Origin of the sequence: Peribacillus sp. B2I2, from assembly GCF_041261685.1 — a bacterium.
GTDB lineage: Bacteria > Bacillota > Bacilli > Bacillales > DSM-1321 > Peribacillus.
Window position 1 is genome coordinate 4,526,176 of sequence record NZ_JBGCCB010000001.1, and the last position, 18,570, is coordinate 4,544,745.

Genomic DNA, 18,570 nt, shown 5'->3' on the forward strand with positions numbered 1-18,570 from the left:
ATAGGAGGGCAACAATGGATTTATTAACGCTTATGCTAATCTTTGGATTAGCTGTACTATGGGAATTGGCAACGATTAATAAGAATGTAAAAAAAATGAATGAGCAAAATGCAGAATTAATCAATCTGTATAATGATAGAAATAAAAGAACTCAGTAAAATAGACTTTTGGCAATACAACGCAAAAAAGCCTCTCATATAGATAGGCTTTTTTTGTACTAACCAGAACGACGACATCGTCTATGAATCCTTTTCTTATAAACGATTGCATGTCCACAGCTCACTTACCTTCGCTTTGTCAGCGGCCGCGAGCAAATAGAAAAGAGCATGTGTTGAAAAATGATTGATCAAAACATGCCCTTTTTATGGATAATGCGTAATCACTTCATAAGCCGTAACAATTAACAATTCACTATTTTTGATTTTTTATGATAGTTCTTTTTGACATTTTACCATTATAAATTTAAATGGAGGTTTATTTTCCATATTCTTATGCGGCTCGACAATTTCCGAAGATTCTATCAATCCATATTTTCCAAATTCTTGTTTTATCGAGTCGGAATCATAAAAAAACATTTTTACCCCTTCCATTATCTCGAAATAGTCTTTATCCAGTTGTTTGCCCTTTCCAAACATTGGGGCTTCTTTTGAAATAGTAGTAAAAATCATATAGCCGTTTGGCTTTAACTGATTATAGCAATCTTTAATAAACTTCTCTCTCTCACGATTATTCAATAAGTGAATAAGCGCATAACAAAATATACCATCATAAAGTTTGTTATCAAAAGGCATATCGGTTACTGAACCATGAAAAATACTAATATTAAGCCCATTTTGCCTTGCCAAATCTTCGCTGTTTTTGAAATCTCAATACCTGTTACATTTATTCCGTTTTCAATAAAAACCTTTGCGTTTCTGCCATATCCAATACCAGGAATCAATATATCCTTAACTTTATTCTCAAGGAAAAAGTCCTTTGCCAAGATTGCGGAGTCTGAAGGTTCAAATCCCCACATCATTTGATTTTCTATAAAACTTGCTTCCCAGAATTCTGTCATGCCTCAATCCCCTTTACAAATATTAGCTCTTTTTCTTTGGCTGTTTTCGCATACTTTGTTGCTATTCACCAAATAATGCGGTGTGGTTGATTTCCCCTCCATTGCTCGCTTTCCGCGGGGCGGGCGGTGAGCCTCCTCGGCGTGAACGCCTGTGGGGTCTCACCTGTCCCGCTGCTCCCGCAGGAGTCTCGCACTTCCGCTCCAATCAACCTTAAATAGTTTCGTTTTAAAAACAACAATCTTTACGAAAAGATCTTTTTCTTTTGAAAAATACTCTTATGCATTCAAGGATTTTATGCCTCCAAAAGAAATGCAGCTTCAACTAAATCCATGATGACTCCGGCCGCCGCTTTATTGCCCTCCGCCGCCGCAATCACCAGCTGGGAAGGCGTGCTGAGTGATGTATCTCCGCATGCAAATACTCCTTCAACCGTTGTTCGTCCAAATGAATCCACTTTAATCCCGCCGTTTGGAGTGATCTCGCAGCCAAGCTGTTCCGCAAAAGGAGCAGACTGCACCAAGTCAGTGACCACAATCCCTGCCTCCCTTTTGATTTCCTGTCCGTTTTGCAGCCGGATTGATGTCAGCTGACCTCCTTTCGATTTAAGACTTTCAATCTTTTCTTCCACGACTGTTACGTGCTGCCTAGCTAAGATATCCTTCTCCTCATCAAGAACCTGATAGCCATTTGTAAAAACGATCACATCACCGCTCCAGTTTGACAGCAGTTTTCCCATATGAAAAGCCCGTTCATTTTCTGCAATTACCGCCAATGCTTGGCCCCGCATTTCCCAGCCGTCACAAAACGGACAGCTGAAAACACTCGTTCCGTATACATTCTGTATGTTTGGAATCTCCGGCAAAACATCCCGAAGACCTGTTGCAAGAAGCACCTTTTTCGCCATGTAATCCGTTCCGCCTTTCGTTTGAATTCGGAACACACCACTAGCTTTTTCAATAATCTCCACCCGCTCATCCTTAATGGAGACGGACGGATATTTCTGGACATCCGTTCTTGCCCGCTTCTTGAATTCTGACGGCTTTACCCCATCCTGTGTGATAAATCCGTGCGACTCCTGCGTCACCCGGTTACGGGGTTTATCCTCATCAAACAAAATTGTTTTCCGTCCAGCACGCCCCATGACCAATGCGGCATTCAGTCCTGCAGGTCCTCCGCCAATAATTACACAATCCAACACATGAAACACTCCTTCTTTATAAAATCTATTAAAGACCCTTAATGTCCTTAATTTGTGTAAAAAAATTTATTTTTCTTTTTTTGTTTCCTGACACTGCTCCGCAATGCTTTGAATCGTTCGTCCAGCCAGTTCTTTCTTCATGTTGCCTTCCGCCTCGATCATCACGCTCTCAATTAAACACTCGCTTTCTTCATGGTCAAACGCACAGTTGAACAGCACCGACTGACCCTCCACCGCTTCAATAACATCCAGAAACGAAATGTCCTGAGCCCGGCGTGAAGTACTGTAGCCGCCTTTTGCCCCTGGCACTGATTCAATTAATCCAGCCTTCACAAGCTTCGTCAAAATCTTCGACAAGTACGTCGGGGACAAATCCTGCATGTGCGCCAGCTGATCCACGCTTACCGTCTGGCCTTTTGGTTCCGACGTTAAATGCACCATTGTATGTAGTGCATAATTGGTTGCCTTTGAATACTTCATTGATGCACCTCATAATTAAAACTATTACAGACTTTTAATATCCGTAATTGATTGTAACTCAAGCTGCAAAAAACCGCAAACCTTTTTCACCTCACCGAACGTTGATCATCCTGCCAAAATCTTAACTTGTAATAATTTGCCTGGTTACGATCCACACGAGAAAGTAATGTCGACATCGCTCCCTCTATACAAGGAGGGCCGTATCATTTCTGAAATTTTACTGGTCATTTTTGGAACCCACCGACTAAAAAAATCGTTTATTTTGGAAACAAGGATTAATAAACAAGTGATTTTCATTCTAGGTATTTGGGTGTTTAACCTTAACGGAGCAATTGGCTTTGCTATGGTTGATAGATTTTTATTAAATTCAAAGGATGATTAATAATGAAAAAATCCAAAAAATATATTGTCCTATTTCTCTGGGTCGTATTATTTTTATATTACTTTGATATGTATATGCCCAAAGGTATTTATTATTTTATTGTAGGAATTCCAGTACTTTTTCTAAGTGCAATTTTTATTTTAAAGATGTTTGGTTATTCAAAAGATGTAAGAAGCAGGTGATATTAACAACCTTTTTCGAGATGATGCATGTATCTCTTTTTTGTTTATCTCTAATTGATTTAGTTGTTCCTCTTTTTTGCATATTTTCAAATTTAAAAGCGATTAAACTTGATTACTATTAAAAATTCCCTCTTTACATTTTTTGAATGTTTAATGCCTTTCATATCTGCGTCTATAGCCTAATCCTCTTTCTCCACACGAGAATGTAAGCCCCAAAAGTATGAGCACTGTTAATACAGAACTCATACTTTTTGGGTTGAACACGTTTTTTACAACCTCTATATTTCGATTTCATTAATCATCTGTTTATTCACCAAGCTTCTTCCGAATATCCGTTGCTACGTTCTTTAGCGCTTTTTTTGATCCCCGTTCAAGGTCGTGGTTCAATTTCCTTTCTTTATAGCTGACAAATAAAGTATTGAGATCATAGCCTTCAGGATATAAATCGATGGCCTTTATTTCAAGCTCCAGCCTATTGGCATGAACCTCCTTGAAGGTATCTTCTATAAGAACGGTGACATTATTGTATGAATCCTTTTTCTTATAAACGATCGCGTGCCCATTTAGTTCGCTTACCTTCACTTTGTCGCCGACTTCATATTCATATAATATTTCCTTAGGAACGGCCGCTGGCTTCGCTTTTTTGATTTTACCTTCCTGGACACGCTCCAGGTCATAGTCTTTATTGTCGATATATAGCTTTGCCTTTTGCAAAACCTTTTCACGTACATTCATTTTTTTCGCTATCCACAGGGCATTGCTTTCCCCGGATTGACCGATCAACAGCTTATACTTTGGCTCAAGTGTTTCACTATTGAATTGCATGGCCGCATTCATAAAATCACTGTGTATTTCCGAATAGCGCTTGATTTCACCATAATGGGTCGTCGCAACGGTAATGCAGCCCCTCTGATAAAATTCCTCAAGGATGGCAATCGCTAACGCGGCACCTTCATTTGGTTCCGTTCCGCTCCCGATTTCATCGAACAGCAGCAATGAGTTATTGGTTAATGCCCCCATGATTTCCGAGATGTTTTTCATATGCGATGAAAATGTGCTCAGTGCATTTTCAATGCTTTGGTTATCACCGATATCGACGAATACCTGATCGAAGACGGCAAGCTCCGTCCCCTCTTTCCCGGCAACATGCAGCCCTGACATGACGGCCAATGTAAGGATGCCGATCGTTTTCAGGACGACCGTTTTACCCCCGGCATTAGGGCCGGTAATAATTAAGCTGCGATAGTCCTTACCGATTTCGAAATCTAAAGGTACGCTGTCTTGCGGCAAAAGGGGATGTTTACAGCCCTTTAATTTAATATAACCATGATCATTGATTTTCGGTTCGATGGCATCCATGCTTTTACTGAATTTGGCTTTTGCGAAGATCATGTCATATTGACTGATTAACTCGATGTTTATCTTGATCGGTTTCAGATGTTCGAAAACCGTTCCGGATAATGTGGCCAAAAGTTGATACTCTTCCATCGATTCCTCCGCTTTTAAACTGGCCAATTCTACATTCAATTTCGTTACCGAGGCAGGTTCAATGAACACGGTAGCCCCTTTTGCGGATACTTCCACGATCGTTCCAGCCACTTGATTTTTATAGGAGGCTTTGATCGGGATGGTGTAGCGATCATCCTTTTTACTGATGAAAAATTCCTGAATGAACTCTTTATTGGCTCCGCTCTTCAAGAACTTATTCAGTCGTTCCTCTATTTTACCTTCTGTCTTGATGATTTGGTTCCTGATCCGTTTCAGATCCTTGCTGGCTTCGGAAACAACAGCATTTCCTTTGATGGTGAATTGGATTTCTTCTTCAATGCTCCTGTATTCAGTCATGGAGCGGGCGTAGGAATGCAGTGTTGGTGCAAAGAACTCTTTATCGGTCATGAATTTCTTGATATTCCTGCAGCCTCTTAAGAAGTCTGCTATCGCCACTAACTCTGACGGCTCCAAAATCATTCCTTTTTCCAGTTTGTCGATATGGAGGCCAATATGTGAAATTCCTTTTAAGGGAATATGGCTTTCCGCATTCAGTAAGTTCCTAGCCTCCGTAGTCTCGTTCAAACGATTTTTAACGACCTTCAAATTGCTGCTAGGCTTAAGCTGATCCAATAATGCTTTTCCTAAACCGCTTACGCAATGGTTTTTCACCATTTCCTTGAGTTGGATATATTGTATTTTTTCATAAGTCATTGTATTCATCTAATGATCCCCCTTGAATGAGTGAGTGATTAAAATTCCCGAATCCAAAAAATGCCCGCAATGGTCCCCCTACCTTTACAAATGAACAAGCCATTTGAGTAGAAAGCTCCTGCGGGCATCGGTCTTATCTATAGATAAGGACCTAAAATCGTTAACAAATAAGGCAGCTCGAATAGACCTGCGTACACAAAAAAGCATGATAGGACAAATCCCACCATGCTTTTCGTCGTAACACCTACATGTTACACGATTTATGGAAAAGGAAGCAGTCTTAAGGTAGGTATTCACAATGCATAATTACACTGTGAAAAAAGGCATACTTAATCCACTGACCAATCAGTGATTAAATACCTTATTCAACTAAATTAGTTGATACCTACTCCCGACATAAAACACCACACCTTTTCTCAGATTGGAATTAATATACCATATCAGTAAGAAAGAGTCAATTCATTTTTTCCATTTTTTTGCCGTCCTTCGAATCCATTCATGTAAAACAAAAGGGGATATTGGCTTTAACAGCCATAATGCTTCAGTAACTCCCCTTTTCAGTGTCTGAATATTTACTTTAAAATTTGGGTATGTTATCCTTATATTAACATAAACTAAAAACAGCCTCATGCGCTAACATGAGGCTGACAACTAGCAAGAGTGGTTGGTCACAACTAATAACTCTTAATCAGAAGAATCAGAAGAAGAACCATTGCCATCTTGGGAGGATGAGTGGTTCTTTTTCATTTTCTTGGCGAACACAGACAGGATTAGACTGGTTGCTACAGCAACAATTATCTCTTTACCCAAATCTGTAATTAAGTTCAATAAGAAATGAATCATGAGGTCACCTCCTTCCCCATCTATAATTAGATGGAAAAGCAAAACTGTGACCTTCCACTCTATCCTCAGTTGTCCCTCTATTTTATCATATCTTTCACATTATGGAAAATATATGAAAGTAAATATCAGAGGACGTATTCTTCCCCTTCTACTCTAGAGTGGATTAATTCCCATTATTTAGAAGTGCAGCTAACATTTGAACAATATCTCCTAAGTAACTAGACATATGATACGTAATGACGAAAGAAGTCCGTCCTGTTAAGTCATTAAGAATAGGGGATTATCCATTGGATAATCCCCTTTGCGGTTTAAGCTTCATCATTCATTATGAGAGGGACTATTTTCCCTTCATTCACGTTGATCAATCCATGGTCGGTTATTTTCAGGGCCGGGCTGACAGGAAGCGATAAGGTGCTTAATGACATGATGACATTATAATGTTCGTAGCCTAACGATTTAAGTGCATCTGTCAGGTGCTGAACCTGCCTTGATACGATGTCCATTGGCTCTTCGGAAAGGATGCCCCCTACCGGAAGAGGTATCATGGATAGGACCTTGCCATCTTCAACGCAGCAGACTCCGCCTTGCTTCTTTATCACTTCGTTGGCGGCAAGCAGCATATCCTGCTTGTTATGGCCAATCACCAAAAGATTATGGTTATCATGCGAATAGGTTGTGGCAACCGCTCCCCGCTTCAAAACATCGCCGGTGATTAACCCGTGCGCCCTGTTGCCGTTTTTCCCGTATCGCTCGAATGTTGCGATTAAACCATAAGGGCTTTCTTCCCAGCATAATTCACCGTTCTTCCCATCAATAAAATCATGGGTTTCCGTTGTGAAAGTGGAACCATTCTGCACGTTGATGATCCGGCACTTGCTGTGTCCATGCTTGTCTGAAATTGGGATGTTAAAATCGTTTTCAGTAAGTTCCGCTAGTTTCACACTTTGATAGAAATGCTCAGGAAATTGCCTTTCCTTCACTTCTTGCACATATGGCCGGGAAGATTCATAGACTAGCTCGCCTTTTTTGTAAACTTGTTCAATATCAAATGTTTCCAAGTTGGATACAAGCAGAAAATCTGCCGCTTTTCCTGGCGCAATGGCGCCGCGGTCATACATCCTCATCCGCTGTGCAGGTGTATATGTGCATGCATAGATGGCTTTTTCCGGGGACATGCCCATTTGAATGGCTTTCTTCAAAAGGACATTCAGGTGTCCTCTTTTTTGGAAAGAGTCGGTCATGACGTCATCGGTGACAAAGCAGAAATGCTCATCCACCTGCTTTTCCTTCAAGTACTCGATCACTTCTTCAGTCATTGATTTTTCTTGAATCTCAATAAACATTCCGGCTGCGATCCTCGCATCCATCCCTTCAACGGTCTGGTGTGTATGATCTGAATTCACTCCGGCATAAATAATCTTTTGCAAGTCCAAGTCGAGCAGCTTTGGAACGTGCCCCTCTATGATCAGATTCGGATAGCGGGAACGGATATGGGACAAGATCCGGTTCGTCTTGCAATCCGGGTCGGATATGACCTCATAGTAATTCATGATCTCGCCGAGGCATATAATGTCCTCTGTTTGCATCAATTCATCTATGTCGCCTATTTCGATAGAACCGCCTGTCGTTTCCATCGATGTCGCAGGAACAGAACTCGGGATGGCATAAAACATATCCGCTACGCAATCTTTACTCGCTTTGATCATTTCCTTCACACCGGAAATTCCGAAAACATTGGCCATTTCATGCGGTTCCGGCACGATCGTCGTCACGCCGTTTTTGATTAACCCGTAGGAAAACGTGGCCGGCGTGACCATTGTACTTTCAATGTGGAGATGGATATCGATCAGACCTGGAACCATATACTTCCCCTGTCCATCGACGATTATATCCGGCTCGAAGGCATCCAATTCCCGTTCTCCAATATAATAGAACTTTCCATCCTTGATGGCTGCATTCCCTTTAATGAATCTTTTAAAATAGCTGTTAAACACGTTGATATCTCTTACAAGCATATCCATTCGCATAACTTACCCTCCTAAGCTAGTCAACAAGCACCATCTGGTTTCTCGGAATTTCAAGGATGATTTCCTGACCCGTCCGGTAGGATTCCGTCATTTCCTTGTTCACAGTGAAATCCCCTATTGGCGTTTCAACGACATATTGATAGCTTCTTCCCAGATACGTACTTACCTTAACCCGGCCTGATAAACTATTTTCCAGAACCGCTCCAACTTTGTCTTTTTCCCTGATCAACAGATCGTCCGGTCTGATGGCGCCTATTTTTCCAGTCGAATTGGTCATCTGTGCATCCTTGTGCAGCACAAATGAGTAGCCAGACTTATTCAGTTCAATTTTGCCTTCATGATCCGTCCGCTTATCAAACTCAATGAAGTTCTTAAAACCGATGAAGTCTGCGACAAATTTGGTTTCAGGATATTTGTAAATGGTGGCAGGGTCACTAAGCTGCTCGATGATCCCTTTATTCATGATCGCTACCTGATCGGAAATGGAAAAACATTCTTCCTGATCATGGGAGACATACACAGTCGTAATACCCAGCTCTTGCTGGATACGACGAATCTCGACTCTCATATTCACCCTTAAGTTCGCATCAAGATTACTCAATGGCTCGTCGAATAATAGGATGTCCGGCTCAATCACCAATGCCCTGGCAATCGCAACCCGCTGCTTTTGGCCTCCGGAAAGCTCTTGGGGATATCTCTTTTCAAATCCTTTTAAATTAACGATTTCGAGCACATTCATCACTTTTTTTTCAATTTCACTTTTTGAATTCTTTCTAAGGCGGAGACCGAATGCAATATTATCGAATATCGACAAATGCGGGAATAATGCATAGTTTTGGAACACAAAGCCAAAATTCCGCTTGTTTACGGGCACTTTCGTATAGTCCTTTTCCTTAAATAAAAACTTCCCTTCGTTCGCCTGTAAAAACCCGGCAATTAAACGCAGGGTCGTCGTTTTCCCACAGCCGCTCGGGCCAAGAAGGGATACCAGTTTCCCTTTTTCTATTTCAAGATTGAAATCCTTTAATATATTCTGTTTGTTATAAGCTACAGATATATCTTGTAAAGTGAATAAAGCCATCCATCATTACCTCCTTTATCGTTTTGTGAAATAAGACAAGCCCATGAGCCGTTCTACTATAAACATGAAGAAAGCCGTTATGAACATGAGTAATACTGAAATGGCCGAAATGGTGGGATCGAAGTAGTTCTCTACATACGTCAGCATCTGGATCGGAAACGTACTTACCCCAGGGCCTGTCATATAAACTGAAATGTCTACATTATTGAAGGATTCCAAGAAGGCGATCATGACTGCCGCTAGAATTCCTGATTTTATATTCGGGAGGACGACTGTAAAGAATGTCCCCAATTTACTGGCTCCGAGACTCTCCGCCGCTTCTTCAATGGAAAAGTCAAAGTTTGATAAGCTTGAAGAAATCACACGGATGATGAACGGCAGCATGATAACAGTATGTCCAACAAACAGGGCCGCATATATCGGAAGCTGATAAGTTCCGACAATATAACGTAAAAATGCAAAGCCCAGCACAATTCCCGGAATTAATATTGGCGAAACGAAAAATGCATTAATCACGCTTTTCCCTTTAAAATCATATCGGCTCAATGCATAGGCAGCTGGCACTCCCAGTAACAGTGCCAAAAGATTGCCTCCGAGTGAAACAAGGATGGAAGTTTTAAAAGCGACCAAAAACATTTCCACATTAAAAATATTTTCGTACCATCTTAAAGAAAACTCTTCCGGCGGGAATTTCAAAATATTTCCGCCTTCAAATGACGTAACGGATATGATAAGCAAAGGCCCTAGTAAAAAGAGAAACACCAGGAGAGTAAACAGGGCCAATCCTCGATTTTTTTCCTGCATACACCTCTACCCCTTTGGATTTAATTTTTTTGCCAAACCATTCATGATCGATATGATTAGAACGGTCACGGCAATCATGATGGTGGCGACAATCGATGCCACTTGCCATTCGTTCAATGTAATGGCGTTTTGATAAAGAAATGTCGAAATGACCCGCTGTTTCCCACCTAGTAAAGCAGGCGTCGTATAGGCAGTGAAGCTCCCTACAAATACAAGGATGCTGCCAATGACCAAACCTGGAACCGAAAGCGGAATGATCACTTTTGAGAATACTGCCAATCTTGACGCTCCAAGGCTCTCCGCCGCTTTTAATAAATCCGTCTCGATGTTCTCCATCACTCCCACCAGCGTCACAATGATCAATGGCAGGAATAAATGGACCAATCCGATGATGATTGCAGTAGGCGTGTATAAAATATCAAGCGGCTTTTCAATCAGGCCCATGCCCATAAGCAATTTATTCACCACGCCGTTTTTACCGATAATCACCATCCAGCTGAATGAGCGAACCACAGGGCTTGTCAATAGCGGAAAGATCGTCAGTAAAAGCATGATCGCTTTTTTTCGTTGTTTCAGTTTTGAAATATAATAAGCTGCTGGAAATCCTAATAGAATGCAAATGATGGTCGTGAACAGACTCACCCTAAGTGTCGTGAGCAGTATTTCAATAAAGTATCGATCTTTGAAAAAATCGAGATATCCTTGTATGGAAAAGCCGCTTTCAGTAAAAAATGTCGTGCCAATCGTCAATAGGATTGGAATGATCATGAATATCGTTAAAAATAGAACCCCTGGCAACAGCAACAGGTATAGATAGCGTTTTTTCACCTCGGAACCCCCTGTTCGTATTATTTATGAATTGATTATGCGAATAAACAGGTCGAAAAACGCTTCCGCATTCACGTCAAGACAAACATGCGCATTTGGCGGCTTATTCAGCCTATTTTGAAAGTCGCAAACCATCTGTCCGTCACAAATTTCACTTTTTGTTTCTACATCCACATAATATTCTTCTCTAGTGACAAGATCATTTTGCAAAGCAATGGCTACAGCTAATGGATCATGCATCGCACAAGCCCATATACCGTTACGTTCAAAATACCTTTTCCGATAATCGGATGTACTTTCGCTTATATAGTCAGCAAGTGCATCGTTTTGGATCAATTGGATATGCTCTTCATCCAATAGAACCTTTCTCGTGACATCAAGACCAACTTGCGTGATCGATTCGAATCCCGCCTGTAAGACGATTTTGGCAGCTTCAGGATCGACATACGTGTTATATTCAGAAGTTGGCGTGACATTGCCAACCCCTTGTACAACACCGCCCATGAAAATGACTTCTTTAACTAGCTTGGTGATTTGCGGACATTTTTTCACCGCTAATGCCAAATTCGTAAGAGGTCCCGTCATGACAAGCGTCACTTCATCAGGAAAATTCAAAATGGAATTGATGATGAAATCAGAAGCAAATCCATCATCAGGCTGCTTTTTGACCGGCACATCCTTCAAGGCACCGCCAATCCCGTCTTCGCCATGGATCCGGTGTTCAAAAAAGGGTCTCCTGATAATTGGGCTATCTGCCCCATTTATGACTGAAATGTCCTGTTCATTCAATAAATCCAATATTTTGCATGTATTCAGTGTGGCCGTATCAAGTGATACATTCCCGTTCACTGTCGTAATCGCCAATATGTCGAATTGACGGCTTTTAACAGCAAGAATGATCCCGATCGCATCATCTATTCCAGTATCCACATCAAGAATCATTTTTTTCTTCATCAAGCACACCTCTTTTTTTTCTTAGTGTGTAAGTTCACGATTCCAACGGTCGATCCATTGTTTAGATTCTTGATTTACAAACTTCATATCTAACACACGCAAGCTGCTAATGACGTCATCCCCATATGTTAAGCCTTTCGCTTCCGTTTTAGAGAGCTTGACTTCGGTATTGACAGGAGAATCCACTTTCGCTTTCGCTGATTTTTCCTGAACTTCCTTGCTTAAGATGTAATTCATGAATTCCCCGGCCAATTCTTTTTGATCGCTGGCTTTTACAATATTCACCGTATTCATCACTGCGTAACCGCCTTCTTCAGGTGAAATGAACTTAGCTTGAGGAACAGCTTCCTGTAAATCGCCAAAATACATTTCCATGATCGGGCCTGCAGCAATTTCCCCTTGTGAGAACATGTTTACGAACTCAGATGTTTGCCCATATTCCTTTACCGCATTCGGCATGATCTTTTTCATTTGATCAAAGGCTTTATCTTCATTGAACTCTTTACTTCCGCTGACATTTGAAGCGGCATCCAAAAACATCGGTCCAGTTGTTGATGTGATTGACGGGATCGTTATCTTCCCTGCCAAATCCTTGCTCCAAAGATCTTTCCAAGACGTAATTGGCTTATTCACTTCATCGGGATTATAAGCAATGCCAAATTGTGCAATGGTATAGGCTGGTCCAAAGTCCTCTCCATTTGGTGCTTTTGCTTTGTCGTATATATTATCAATATTCGGAATTTTACTGTGGTCAATTTTTTCAAATAAGCCTTCATCGATGCCCTGCTGTGCATAGTAGTCGGATAAATAGATAACATCCACATCACTATTCGCTTGGCGTACCTTGTTCAGTCGATCAGCATTATTTCCTGAATCAACGACAATCTCGACATTATGATTCTTTTCAAATGGTGCGTAGACTTCCGGCCGGAAGAAATCATCAGCGAATCCCCAAGTGGAAACGACTAATTTGGCTGGTTTTTTCTTGCCATCCTCCTTTGAAGAGCATGCAGCTAAAACAAATGTGAAAAGGGATAACACCATCAATACGCTAATCATTTTTTTCATCATTCAAACCTCCACTTTCATATTGTTTAAAATTTCCTTTTTACTGATATAAATGTAAAAAAAGACAATCTTAAATAGAATTGAAATTCTACCCAAGATTGTCTTTTCTTTGTAAACAAAGATAAAACTTATCATTTGGTTCTATTGTGGCGTTCCCTCCAGATAAATCCGAGTGGAAATCCATTTATATGATTATATTAATTTTCCTTCAATACAATATTGGTGAATGCCAGTTGCGTCGCTGAGTCATAATCCCTCAGGACGGCTTCAATATCCCAATCCGTTTGCGTTTCCAGCTTTTGTCTCAGTTTCTTTTTATAAAGCAGTGACATATGGAAGTCAACTTCCTGCTTCAGGCTGGGAACTTCACCCTCTAAAGCTTCAGAGCGCGGGGCACGTCGATGTTTGGCCTGAAATGTAATCACATTCTTCTCAATGGTAACCTTTAGCAAAGTCGTACCAAAGCCGAACAATTCCTTCGATACCTCATTATACATATGAGAAAGCAATTTCTTCGTTTCGTTAGAGTTTATCGGTAAGATGACTATCACCTGCCAAACTATCATTTGAGGTAATTATATATACTTTTTCAGAATTGCACAAGATAATATTCGGATTTCGTACAAAAAAATCTTTTTTTTTATAAAAAACGTACATTTACTTACCAATACACGAATTATAAAAATAAACAAATGAGGATTTCAATATATTCATATAACTTTATATCCAAGCCAGCACTTCTATTAATGAAAACTTTTTCAGAGAAATAAGCGCAAGATTGAAAACCATTGATATAACCTTGCACCGCATTGAAGACGCTATCATAAGGATTTAATATAGCTAGTATAGAGCGATTAAAAATAGAGAGTATCAAAGGGCTCGTTAAATGAGGGAGGAATTAATATGAAGAAAGCTTTTGAGAAAGCGCAACAGTTCGGTAAATCTTTTATGCTCCCGATTGCCGTTTTGCCAGCTGCCGGTTTATTGCTGGGAATTGGCGGTGCTCTTTCTAATCCAAATACAGTTGAGGCCTATCCTTTTTTAGACTTTGCTTGGCTGCAGGCCATTTTCACGATCATGAGTTCTGCAGGAAGCATCGTATTCGGAAACTTGCCGGTTATTTTTGCCGTAGGTGTTGCAGTGGGCTTGGCACGCTCGGATAAAGGGACCGCTGCACTTGCAGCCATGATCGGCTACTTCGTCATGAACAGTACAATAAATGCACTGCTTCTAATAAACGGGGAACTTGCCAAAGAGAATCTGGCAGGTGCCGGACAGGGAATGGCGGTCGGGATCCAAACACTGGAGACTGGTGTGTTTGGCGGTATCGTAGTAGGTATCTCTGCTGCATATCTGCACAATAAATATATTAAAATTCAGCTTCCGCAAGTTTTAGGGTTTTTCGGTGGTTCCCGTTTCATTCCAATCATCGTTTCCTTCGCGTCCATCTTGGTTGGAGCCGTGCTTTTTATCGTATGGCCTTATTTCCAACTTCTCATTAACCAATTAGGTGCACTGGTAACGAGCACAGGTACGATCGGGACTTTCTTTTACGGGTTCATATTACGGATGCTCGGGCCGTTAGGGTTGCATCATATTTTCTACCTTCCCTTCTGGCAAACAGCTTTAGGCGGGACGATGGAGATTAAAGGGCAGATTGTCAGCGGGACTCAGAATATCTTCTTTGCGCAATTGGCCGATCCAACTACTGTCAAGTACTATGAGGGTGTTTCCCGGTTCATGTCCGGGCGGTTCATCACGATGATGTTTGGTTTACCAGGCGCTGCACTGGCCATTTATCACTGCGCTAAACCTAAAAATAAGAAAGTCGTGGCCGGTTTGCTTCTTTCAGCTGCCTTAACATCTTTCTTAACAGGCATTACCGAACCGCTTGAATTCAGTTTCTTATTTGTCGCCCCAATCCTTTATGTTTTTCATGCCTTGTTTGACGGGCTTGCCTTCATGATGGCAGATATATTCAATATAACAATCGGTCAAACCTTCTCTGGAGGATTTATTGATTTCACTTTATTCGGGATTCTCCAGGGTATCAGTAAAACAAACTGGGTTTATGTACTTCTCGTCGGCATTCCATGGTTTTTCCTATACTTCTTCACTTTTAAATTCTTGATCAGGAAGAAGAATTTAAAAGTGGTTGGCCGTGAAGATGATGAACAAGCCACTGTTACACAAGTAACGGCATCAGAGAGAACCCAGACCATCGTTAATGGATTAGGCGGACAGGAAAATATCGATATAGTCGATTGCTGTGCAACCCGTCTCCGTGTCACGGTAAAGGATGAATCATTGGTGAAAGAGGACGTCATTAAACAAACCGGTTCAAAAGGCGTCGTAAAAAAGGGGAATGGCATTCAAATAGTTTACGGTCCCCAAGTAACGATCATCAAAAATGAAGTGGAAGAATTCTTGGGTCATTAAGAACATAGATAACGATAAGGAAGTGTTAAACATGCAACAGGTGCTGGATCAAATTCACAAAGGCTTAATTGTATCTTGTCAAGCATTGGAGAATGAGCCGCTGCACAGCTCTTTTATTATGGGACGCATGGCTATTGCTGCCAAAGAAGGCGGTGCGAAGTGCATTCGCGCAAACTCCGTAGCTGACATAATGGAAATCAAGAAAAATGTGGACCTTCCTGTCATAGGGATCATTAAACAGGTGTATGGACAGAATGATGTCTTTATCACTCCCACCATGGCCGAAATTGATGCATTGATGGAAACTAAAGCGGAAATCATTGCGACGGATGCTACAGCCCGGGTAAGACCGGACGGTAAAACGTTAAAACAGTTTTATTGCGAAATAAAAGCTAAATATCCGGATGTTTTACTAATGGCTGATGTATCCACCATAGAGGAAGCAGTATACGCCGAACAGTTAGGATTCGATATTGTAGCACCCACTTTATACGGCTATACGAACGAAACATTTGGCCAAAAAATATATCAGGATGATTATGCTGTGCTCAAAGAGATAGTAAAAGCAGTGAAAAAAGCGAAAGTGATCGCTGAAGGAAATGTCATAACACCAGAAATCGCCCGCTCTGTATTGGATATGAATGTCCATGCAGTAGTAGTGGGCGGTGCCATTACCAGACCGCAGCAAATCACTAAGAGATTCGTGGATGCTATCCAAGAATAGAAAATTGCACATAGTAATGAAATGACCCAGACTGGCAATAGTTTGGGTCTCTTTTTTGATTCATATTCCTGTAGTCATCCGTTCCGGTTATTGACGTCCCTAATGGATACATTAAACTATAAAAGGTATACATATAAGTAATTTGAAATGGGTGATCAGATGGAATATCTAGCAGAAAACCTCATATATGGCATTGAGTGCAACATGGACAAATTCACCAAAACAGAAGAAGAATTGGCCAAATACATTCTGGAACGCCCTGAAGAAGTAAGTCAGTTAACCATTAGTCAAATAGCTAAAAAGCTTCATATTTCGCCTGCAACGATTACGCGTTTCTGCCAAAAATTAGCCTTTTCTGGGTTTAATGAGTTCAGGCATGAGTTAAAAAGGTTCGTGGATCTCCGAAAAACACCGAAAAATATGAAGGACATCAAGCAGGTGGATTATTTCGCTAAACTGTACCAAGATCACTTAGGTATCATAGATAATACCTTTCATATAACCACATATGACGATATCCAGAAAGCGGTATCTTTCCTTACACAGGCAAATAAGATACATGTATATGGAATAGGGAGTTCGGGTTTAGCCGCCCAGGAGTTCAAATCCAAGTTTTTCAGGATTGGCTTATCTGTTGAGGCTATTACAGATCCCCACCAGTCAATGATGGACGCAGCTTTAAGTGACCAGAATAGTGTTGTCATCGGCATTTCCATTTCCGGAGCAACAAAAGAAGTGATTCGCGCAGTTAAAATCGCAAAGGCACAAGGCTCGCGCATCTTGGTTTTTACTGGTGATAAAAATTCCGAGCTCTCACATCTTGGTGATATATCGCTATCAGTCACCAGCAAAAATAGCCTGCATATGGGACAAAACATCTCACCATTGCTTCCACTACTATTACTTTTCGATTTAATATATACAGAGTTGGTTGCTAAAGATTATAAAAACAGGATAAGCATCAGGGAAAAGACTTTAAAGGTATTAACCGAGACCGACTGACTTTCGGCTTATCCGTTAAAACCATACACGAATTATACAAGATCCATTGGGTATTTTTTGAGATTTCATTTACGACTACAAACAGCTGTAATTACCCAAAATTTGGATTAACCCTTATTATATTCTTATAAAAGCGACTCCCCCACAGCCCCCGTACAACTACAGCTTTATGATTGGCAGAAAACGGGGCAAATCCATGGTAGGGCTGAAAGTTATCAGTTTGTTTGATTAGCAGAACCTGACCGAAAGTCATTTTCGTTATTCATCATATAAAAAAACTGCATCTCCAATTAGTTAGATGTTACTAACAATTGGGGTGCAGTTCACTTTAAAAGACATCTTTTTTTTGTTCCTTTTAAACTAAATTCCTTATTACTGGCATGGATCGTTCTTGGAGGCTCTCGGAAAGAAGACTATACGCAACTACTTTATTCTTGAACTGTTTGACCACATCCACGTGGTCGTTGTAAATGTACACAAATAATCTAACATCGTTTTTTCCTCTTCTAGTATCAATTATTATTGGAGTCCCACTGTTCTCTGGATGTAAAAACAATTTCTCGTTCCCTGGGAATATATGATTTTTTTTCAAAAACTTAGCTTCGTTAAAATAATTAATTACTTGAATTTTGTCTTCACCTTCCAAACGTTTTTCATCAAAGGTTACGATTGCATTCGCGTCACTAATTTCTGAATGCATTTTAAATTTGCTCATAATCCAATTCACTGCATCGGTTGGAAGACAGGTAACTAATAATTTAAGCAAGCTTAAGATAATTGTCAAAATCAATACAGGCAATGTCATATTTGATCATCTCCGCGACGTTATAATTTAATTATTAAATGAAAGAGGCGGTCAGTTTTTCTTTGAAGTGACTTCTATTAACGTTTCATTTTTGGTTTCACAAATAGAGTATGTCTTGTAAATCACTCGTACAAAACATGACCTTTATATACAATCAAGCCTATATTTCTATGCATTTTGATATACTATTATAATAATCATTCACGTGGTATCTTAGGCTAATTTTATTACGAAGTAGATGATGCCCACAGTTAATACTAGGGCAAGACCAATATAAATATAACTAAGGTTCAACAAATTCCCTCTCGTTGCTGCAGAATAATTACTATCACTCTTCCCCGTTAATGAAAGGGTGCCAACCAGAGCAACTAAACTAATGGCTACTACTAATATTACACTTATCGTCATGATTCAACGCCTCCCAATATTATTATCTATTTCCTTGAACCATTTCAAATTATTCCGATTCTCATCGTATATCGTAGTGTAACTA

The 18,570-nt window shown here is 40.5% G+C and carries 17 protein-coding genes and 1 pseudogene; 4 read left to right on the plus strand and 14 right to left on the minus strand.

Features of this window, described 5'->3' with window-relative positions; translation table 11 throughout:
- The first annotated feature begins 14 nt into the window (after positions 1 to 14).
- Positions 15 to 158 (plus strand): hypothetical protein, encoded by a 144-nt coding sequence (locus tag ABIE66_RS22495; protein ID WP_289326407.1) that lies wholly within the window; start codon positions 15 to 17, stop codon positions 156 to 158.
- A gap of 267 nt (positions 159 to 425) precedes the next feature.
- Here the strand turns inward: ABIE66_RS22495 and ABIE66_RS22500 are convergent.
- From ABIE66_RS22500 to ABIE66_RS22555, 12 genes and pseudogenes are all read right to left on the minus strand, one after another.
- A pseudogene (locus ABIE66_RS22500) lies at positions 426 to 1,057 on the minus strand (class I SAM-dependent methyltransferase).
- Positions 1,058 to 1,350: 293 nt separating this feature from the next.
- Entirely contained in the window at positions 1,351 to 2,256 is a 906-nt protein-coding gene (locus ABIE66_RS22505) for an NAD(P)/FAD-dependent oxidoreductase (RefSeq protein WP_289326409.1), read from the minus strand.
- A gap of 66 nt (positions 2,257 to 2,322) precedes the next feature.
- On the minus strand, positions 2,323 to 2,736 hold the full coding sequence (locus ABIE66_RS22510; protein ID WP_370016362.1) for an Rrf2 family transcriptional regulator: 414 nt from the start codon (positions 2,734 to 2,736) through the stop codon (positions 2,323 to 2,325).
- An 870-nt stretch (positions 2,737 to 3,606) separates the two neighbouring features.
- Positions 3,607 to 5,511, minus strand: a complete 1,905-nt coding sequence (locus tag ABIE66_RS22515; RefSeq protein WP_370016363.1) for an endonuclease MutS2 — start codon at positions 5,509 to 5,511, stop codon at positions 3,607 to 3,609.
- A 675-nt stretch (positions 5,512 to 6,186) separates the two neighbouring features.
- Positions 6,187 to 6,345 (minus strand): hypothetical protein, encoded by a 159-nt coding sequence (locus ABIE66_RS22520; protein ID WP_289326412.1) that lies wholly within the window; start codon positions 6,343 to 6,345, stop codon positions 6,187 to 6,189.
- Between the two features lie 308 nt (positions 6,346 to 6,653).
- Complete coding sequence (locus ABIE66_RS22525; RefSeq protein ID WP_370016364.1) at positions 6,654 to 8,372, minus strand: adenine deaminase; 1,719 nt, start codon at positions 8,370 to 8,372, stop codon at positions 6,654 to 6,656.
- 16 nt (positions 8,373 to 8,388) lie between these two features.
- Complete coding sequence (locus ABIE66_RS22530; protein WP_370016365.1) at positions 8,389 to 9,453, minus strand: ABC transporter ATP-binding protein; 1,065 nt, start codon at positions 9,451 to 9,453, stop codon at positions 8,389 to 8,391.
- 15 nt (positions 9,454 to 9,468) lie between these two features.
- The gene (locus ABIE66_RS22535; protein ID WP_289326414.1) at positions 9,469 to 10,257 is read right to left on the minus strand and encodes an ABC transporter permease; all 789 of its coding nucleotides are present in this window, start codon (positions 10,255 to 10,257) and stop codon (positions 9,469 to 9,471) included.
- A 6-nt stretch (positions 10,258 to 10,263) separates the two neighbouring features.
- Complete coding sequence (locus ABIE66_RS22540) at positions 10,264 to 11,085, minus strand: ABC transporter permease (protein WP_289314961.1); 822 nt, start codon at positions 11,083 to 11,085, stop codon at positions 10,264 to 10,266.
- 24 nt (positions 11,086 to 11,109) lie between these two features.
- Positions 11,110 to 12,039, minus strand: coding sequence for a nucleoside hydrolase (locus tag ABIE66_RS22545; protein ID WP_370016366.1), 930 nt, complete (start codon positions 12,037 to 12,039; stop codon positions 11,110 to 11,112).
- A 21-nt stretch (positions 12,040 to 12,060) separates the two neighbouring features.
- Positions 12,061 to 13,107 (minus strand): ABC transporter substrate-binding protein, encoded by a 1,047-nt coding sequence (locus ABIE66_RS22550; protein WP_370016367.1) that lies wholly within the window; start codon positions 13,105 to 13,107, stop codon positions 12,061 to 12,063.
- Between the two features lie 197 nt (positions 13,108 to 13,304).
- Positions 13,305 to 13,673, minus strand: coding sequence for a DUF2294 domain-containing protein (locus ABIE66_RS22555; RefSeq protein WP_370016368.1), 369 nt, complete (start codon positions 13,671 to 13,673; stop codon positions 13,305 to 13,307).
- A gap of 337 nt (positions 13,674 to 14,010) precedes the next feature.
- On the opposite strand from ABIE66_RS22555, the gene ABIE66_RS22560 reads away from it, so the two are divergent.
- From ABIE66_RS22560 to ABIE66_RS22570, 3 genes are all read left to right on the plus strand, one after another.
- The gene (locus ABIE66_RS22560; protein WP_370016369.1) at positions 14,011 to 15,546 is read left to right on the plus strand and encodes a maltose/glucose-specific PTS transporter subunit IIC; all 1,536 of its coding nucleotides are present in this window, start codon (positions 14,011 to 14,013) and stop codon (positions 15,544 to 15,546) included.
- 31 nt (positions 15,547 to 15,577) lie between these two features.
- Positions 15,578 to 16,270, plus strand: a complete 693-nt coding sequence (locus ABIE66_RS22565; protein ID WP_370016370.1) for an N-acetylmannosamine-6-phosphate 2-epimerase — start codon at positions 15,578 to 15,580, stop codon at positions 16,268 to 16,270.
- A 147-nt stretch (positions 16,271 to 16,417) separates the two neighbouring features.
- Complete coding sequence (locus tag ABIE66_RS22570) at positions 16,418 to 17,272, plus strand: MurR/RpiR family transcriptional regulator (protein ID WP_370016371.1); 855 nt, start codon at positions 16,418 to 16,420, stop codon at positions 17,270 to 17,272.
- Positions 17,273 to 17,627: 355 nt separating this feature from the next.
- Here ABIE66_RS22570 and ABIE66_RS22575 read toward each other — a convergent pair whose 3' ends face one another.
- Positions 17,628 to 18,077: a YfmQ family protein gene (locus ABIE66_RS22575; RefSeq protein ID WP_370016372.1), complete on the minus strand. Its 450-nt coding sequence runs from the start codon at positions 18,075 to 18,077 to the stop codon at positions 17,628 to 17,630.
- Positions 18,078 to 18,290: 213 nt separating this feature from the next.
- Complete coding sequence (locus tag ABIE66_RS22580) at positions 18,291 to 18,485, minus strand: hypothetical protein (protein ID WP_370016373.1); 195 nt, start codon at positions 18,483 to 18,485, stop codon at positions 18,291 to 18,293.
- Positions 18,486 to 18,570 lie beyond the last annotated feature (85 nt).

Coding starts and splice junctions, on each gene's coding strand:
- ABIE66_RS22495 (WP_289326407.1), top strand. CDS start 15: ATGGATTTATTAACGCTTATGCTAATCTTTGGATTAGCTGTACTATGG.
- ABIE66_RS22510 (WP_370016362.1), bottom strand. CDS start 2,736: ATGAAGTATTCAAAGGCAACCAATTATGCACTACATACAATGGTGCAT.
- ABIE66_RS22515 (WP_370016363.1), bottom strand. CDS start 5,511: ATGAATACAATGACTTATGAAAAAATACAATATATCCAACTCAAGGAA.
- ABIE66_RS22520 (WP_289326412.1), bottom strand. CDS start 6,345: ATGATTCATTTCTTATTGAACTTAATTACAGATTTGGGTAAAGAGATA.
- ABIE66_RS22525 (WP_370016364.1), bottom strand. CDS start 8,372: ATGCGAATGGATATGCTTGTAAGAGATATCAACGTGTTTAACAGCTAT.
- ABIE66_RS22530 (WP_370016365.1), bottom strand. CDS start 9,453: ATGGCTTTATTCACTTTACAAGATATATCTGTAGCTTATAACAAACAG.
- ABIE66_RS22535 (WP_289326414.1), bottom strand. CDS start 10,257: ATGCAGGAAAAAAATCGAGGATTGGCCCTGTTTACTCTCCTGGTGTTT.
- ABIE66_RS22545 (WP_370016366.1), bottom strand. CDS start 12,039: ATGAAGAAAAAAATGATTCTTGATGTGGATACTGGAATAGATGATGCG.
- ABIE66_RS22550 (WP_370016367.1), bottom strand. CDS start 13,107: ATGAAAAAAATGATTAGCGTATTGATGGTGTTATCCCTTTTCACATTT.
- ABIE66_RS22555 (WP_370016368.1), bottom strand. CDS start 13,673: ATGATAGTTTGGCAGGTGATAGTCATCTTACCGATAAACTCTAACGAA.
- ABIE66_RS22560 (WP_370016369.1), top strand. CDS start 14,011: ATGAAGAAAGCTTTTGAGAAAGCGCAACAGTTCGGTAAATCTTTTATG.
- ABIE66_RS22565 (WP_370016370.1), top strand. CDS start 15,578: ATGCAACAGGTGCTGGATCAAATTCACAAAGGCTTAATTGTATCTTGT.
- ABIE66_RS22570 (WP_370016371.1), top strand. CDS start 16,418: ATGGGTGATCAGATGGAATATCTAGCAGAAAACCTCATATATGGCATT.
- ABIE66_RS22575 (WP_370016372.1), bottom strand. CDS start 18,077: ATGACATTGCCTGTATTGATTTTGACAATTATCTTAAGCTTGCTTAAA.
- ABIE66_RS22580 (WP_370016373.1), bottom strand. CDS start 18,485: ATGACGATAAGTGTAATATTAGTAGTAGCCATTAGTTTAGTTGCTCTG.